6 protein-coding genes are annotated in these 4,048 nt (G+C 62.2%); 2 read left to right on the forward strand and 4 right to left on the reverse strand.

The features are described from left to right. Positions 1-308: hypothetical protein (locus BGIM_RS66875; protein WP_238537503.1), on the forward strand; the 308-nt coding region annotated here is incomplete at its 5' end. On the opposite strand, the gene BGIM_RS0101015 is transcribed toward BGIM_RS66875, so the two are convergent. The 3 genes from BGIM_RS0101015 to BGIM_RS0101025 form a co-directional block, all read right to left on the reverse strand. Further along, positions 292-1,428 (reverse strand): tyrosine-type recombinase/integrase, encoded by a 1,137-nt coding sequence (locus BGIM_RS0101015; RefSeq protein WP_020467947.1) that lies wholly within the window; start codon positions 1,426-1,428, stop codon positions 292-294. The genes BGIM_RS66875 and BGIM_RS0101015 overlap by 17 nt on opposite strands. Positions 1,429-1,437: 9 nt before the next feature. Beyond that, on the reverse strand, positions 1,438-1,683 hold the full coding sequence (locus BGIM_RS0101020; protein ID WP_020467948.1) for a helix-turn-helix domain-containing protein: 246 nt from the start codon (positions 1,681-1,683) through the stop codon (positions 1,438-1,440). Between the two features lie 129 nt (positions 1,684-1,812). Further along, a complete protein-coding gene (locus BGIM_RS0101025; protein WP_157368546.1) occupies positions 1,813-2,364 on the reverse strand; it encodes a hypothetical protein in 552 nt (183 codons plus the stop codon). Positions 2,365-2,840: 476 nt separating this feature from the next. Between BGIM_RS0101025 and BGIM_RS62400 the strand changes: the two genes are divergently transcribed. Continuing rightward, positions 2,841-3,017 carry a hypothetical protein gene (locus tag BGIM_RS62400; protein WP_157368547.1) on the forward strand — a complete coding sequence of 59 codons (177 nt, stop codon included), beginning with the start codon at positions 2,841-2,843 and terminating at the stop codon, positions 3,015-3,017. 420 nt (positions 3,018-3,437) lie between these two features. Here BGIM_RS62400 and BGIM_RS62405 read toward each other — a convergent pair whose 3' ends face one another. Then, on the reverse strand, positions 3,438-3,626 hold the full coding sequence (locus BGIM_RS62405) for a hypothetical protein (RefSeq protein ID WP_157368548.1): 189 nt from the start codon (positions 3,624-3,626) through the stop codon (positions 3,438-3,440). Positions 3,627-4,048 lie beyond the last annotated feature (422 nt).

The raw sequence follows: 4,048 nt of genomic DNA on the forward strand, positions 1-4,048 counted from the left end.
CTGAGAATCCCGGATCACAGCTGAATATTGCTGATCAGACACAACTTATTGGCCAGATAAGTGGTTATGGACGTAAAGCCCATAAGGAAAACCACTTAGCAAAAGGCATAAGTAGTTTCCCCCCCTCTCCGCTCCCCCAACGGGGAATGATAAAAACCCCGGATTTTTCCGGGGTTTTTGCATTTCAGTCACGTTTGAGACATGGCTTGTCCCGGATTTGTCCCGGTCCGGTTCCGGGAACCAACCGGAAACGACCGGCAACAACACGAACATCAACACGCTTTTCATTCGTCAATCCTTTTGAATAATGTCCTGCGTTTCGTTCCCGTCTCCCAACGGAAGCTTTCGCATGAACTCCTGGGAATCCGCATCAGTCAGGCGGTAGTACACCGCCCCCATGGACCGGTCCGAGTGATGGCCGAGCCAGTGGTCGATCACTCGCTGCGGGACGTGGGAGTTCACCGTGTGAGTCTCGAAAAAATGACGCAGGGAATGCAGGGTGAACCCGTGGTCCCGTCCGACGGGCAGGCCGGCCCTGGCGACGGCCGCCTGAAAGTCCTCGTTGAGCTTCTTGATGTTGATCCAGTGATCCCCGTCGGGATATTGGTCGCTGGGCAGCATGGTGAACAGCCAGGGCTTGCGGCTTTCCGGCAATGGCTCCAGCACGGCCCTCAGCCGGGCATGGATCGGAATATTCCGTGAGGTCCGCGTTTTGGTTTCCAGTCCTTTTCGGGAGACCACCCGGAGCCAGTTGTCCCCCAGGTCCAGGTCGGCGGGGGTCAACCGCTGCAACTCGCCCGCCCGCATGCCCGTGAACGCCAAGACCGCCACCATCGTCTTCTTGAGTCCGGTCAGTTCCGCGAGGATCCGGTTGACCTCCGCCAGCGACGGCCCCGCCTTGGGAACAAGCGGGGGCTTTGACAGACGGACCCCGGCCAGCGGATTCGCGGAGATCATCCGGCGGGACAGGCACCAGGAAAACAATTGCTTGACGATGACGCTTTGGTTGTACACGGTTTTCTCATGCCGGACCGCTTTCCGCTCCTGTCGCCATTCGTCGAAATGCCGGACGGTGAACTGATCAAGCCGGGTGACATGCCGGCCGCGCAGATACTCCTCCAAAATTTGAAAAACGCCCCGATACTTCACCAGAGTGCGCCTGGCCTTGCCTTCTGTTTGCAGCCAGGCCAGGTAGTCGGCGGTTCCCCGGCCGACAAGGATCCGCTCCGGCGCCGGCCGGAGTTCCCCGGCCGCCAGTTCATGGGCCAAAGTGGCCGCCCGTTGCAGGGCGGTCTTCTTGTTGGTCGTCTTCAACGACTGGCGGCAATGTCTGCCGTCCCGCCAGAAGTCGGCCACATAAATCTTTTTCTTGCCGCGGGGATAGATGGTCACGCGATCACCCACCGGGGTTCGTTCAGTCTCTTCCATGAAAGTTTCTCACCAGGGGTTGTTGAACAGGGAGATCAGCGCCCGGTCCCGCCAGAATCGGAGGTGCTTGCCCGCGCGGAACTTGGCCGCGTCCAGCCGTCCCTCCGAACTCCAGCCGTAAATGGTTTTCTTCGAGACCCGGCAGAGCAGCGCGAGCTGGTCGGGCGTGAGAACGGGCGGGTAAGAGTCGGCCCACGGCCCGTGGAAGGCCGCCTGGATTTCATCAACAGTCAGCGGATTGGTCCGGCGGGCCATGAGCGATCCTCGCAAGGTTTCGGCGACACCGTGAACCTATGCGGGGAGTCAAAACGAGTCGGGGTTGCGATTTGGGAAAATCGCAACCCCGGAACAGAACAATGGAAGAGGGGACCAGGCAAAAGGAGGTCAGGTCTTGACCCGGAGCGATTTGACCGACTCGTGTTTCCCACTCAGACAGAGGGCGATGTTTTTCCGAATCCTCGTCACCCGGTCGGGGCCCAGCCCCAAGGCCCGGGCGATGGCTTCGACCATGACCGTCATCACGCCGACGGGCCGGCCTTCTCCGGGAAAACGGCTGAGAATTGATCGCTCCAGGTGCAGCACGTCAAGCATCGTTCCATACTGTTCGTGATGCCGGAGCGCCACATATCGGGGATCGACGCCCGTCTCGCGGGCCCGCGCCCGCTGGCCGTCGGCGACCATTCGATCCAGTTCTCCCGCCTGAAAAAATCGGCCGGCCGGAATGGACATGGTGATTGAGCCGAAGGGGCGGGCGGGGGCGTTCGGCGGCAGGTCCGCCATCAGGATCCCCTGGGGGTCGGGCAGGTCCCATGCCCTCAGGTCTGTCAGGTTCCACTTTGTCAGGAAGGCCACCAGGGCCCGTCCGAATTCGGCGGTTTCCAAGGTGGCGAGGACGCATCCGACCGACTCCGGCGCGACGTTCGGAGGCAAACGCACCGGACGCATCGGAAAGGGGGGGCGGTTCGCCGGCGGAAGGGCTTCCCAAGCCTCTCTTAGTTTCTCCGCCTCCTGCAAATAAGGCGGATGCGTGAGAAGAAATCCCGCCGCGCCGGCGGGCCGCCCCGGCCTCTTTGACCTCGCAGCTTTGGCGAAACGCCTCTTCGGACTCCCACTGTTCCGGACACCAGACGGGCGGGATTGGATTCACCAAGTTGCTGCGGATAAAGTCGTCGCTGTGGCAGCCGGCCGCGAAATTCTTCCGGCACAACGCGGCAAACTCCCGCTCGGCGGCAACCTGGTCGGAATTCCAGCCCTCAAAACGCCCGGACGGGAGCCGTTGCCTCCGTCCGTCGTCACTGGCTTTGGCCGGACGCCGACACTCCTGCCCGAACCGGTCAATCACCGCCTCGGGCAGGGCGTACAGGGAAAGACAGGCGCCGGTCCGGACCTCCCACGACGGATGGCATCGGCGAATGTCATCAAGCGGCGGGAAGTTCCCCGAGGCGGCGGTGAAGGATGACAAAGAGGCGGACAAGAAGAAGATGCTGTCGGGCACGGCGGTCTCCCCGGGACGGCGTCGTTCGGTACCCCGCCCCCTCGGCGCGGGCCGGATCGCGGGACGCCTGCCGCGATTCGACCCGACAGCGTAACAAGATCGTCTCTGGCGAAGAATGGCTGATGGCGCGGAATTTTCAAAATCTTCAAAAAGATTTTGACCGCCGACGCCGGCGATCAAAGCCGCGGGGATCGGACAACCCCAAGGCCGCGGATCGCCGGGCGGGCAACCCCGGAGTCCTCCGGAAAGTCAGCCGGCCACCGGCAAACACGGGAAATAGCCGATGTTTGTGCGAACCCGGTCAAGAACAGCCGCCTTGGGGAGGAAAAAATCGGATCCTTGCAAACTCTCCACCCGCATGCGGTCACCAAGGAGTCTGCCGCCTGTTTCCGGGAATCCGGCCTCCGGGATGTTTCAACAACTCCCGGGGAGATATTTTTGGGCAGTCCCCAAGATTCGGGAGTTCGACGGCGGGCTTCCGGCCGTTCCGGAGACGGGCCGGCCTTGCCGGTCACTATTTCCCCGGATCGCGGTGATCCGGGGAAAAGCCGGGTTCCGGCCGGGCTTCCCCGGCGGCTGGCGGCCGCCGCCGGTTTGACAAATGCCTCGCGACGAGCCGGCCGACCAGTTCCGCCAGCCGGTGCCGTTTGCCCTCCCGTTCGGGGGAGGGACGGGCTGCCGGCTCGGGAAGATTGTTCTTCATGCGGTTCTCCAAGACAGGGAAAAGGAAAACGGGACGCGGCCGATGATTCCGGCAAAAAGCCGGCGGGCCGCCTCAGCCCGTCCGCTTCCGCAACTCCAGAAGCAAGCCGACCAGGTGCGGAAAGCACCGGGCCCGCAAAGCGACCGGGCATTCGGCGAACGGGACAAACCCGCCGGACGCGTCCCGTTCCAGGGCTCCCGGCGTTTGTGACAGTTCGTAATGGACATTCATGTCCCACCGGACGATCCCGATCCCCCGGGGCACGTCCAGGACCACATGGAGGCATTTGCGTGGTAATGACCTACCATTTTCCTGCCTGGTCGATTAAATATGCTCATCTCAGGGAAGGAGACGGGCATGACACCACTCACGGATGATGTCATTCAGACCATTCAATCGGCCGCCCGGCTTCTCACGGGCCA

The sequence above is a fragment of the Zavarzinella formosa DSM 19928 genome (assembly GCF_000255705.1).
In the GTDB taxonomy this organism is placed as follows: domain Bacteria; phylum Planctomycetota; class Planctomycetia; order Gemmatales; family Gemmataceae; genus Zavarzinella; species Zavarzinella formosa.

Coding starts and splice junctions, on each gene's coding strand:
- BGIM_RS62405 (WP_157368548.1), bottom strand. CDS start 3,626: ATGAAGAACAATCTTCCCGAGCCGGCAGCCCGTCCCTCCCCCGAACGG.
- BGIM_RS62400 (WP_157368547.1), top strand. CDS start 2,841: ATGTCATCAAGCGGCGGGAAGTTCCCCGAGGCGGCGGTGAAGGATGAC.
- BGIM_RS0101015 (WP_020467947.1), bottom strand. CDS start 1,428: ATGGAAGAGACTGAACGAACCCCGGTGGGTGATCGCGTGACCATCTAT.
- BGIM_RS0101020 (WP_020467948.1), bottom strand. CDS start 1,683: ATGGCCCGCCGGACCAATCCGCTGACTGTTGATGAAATCCAGGCGGCC.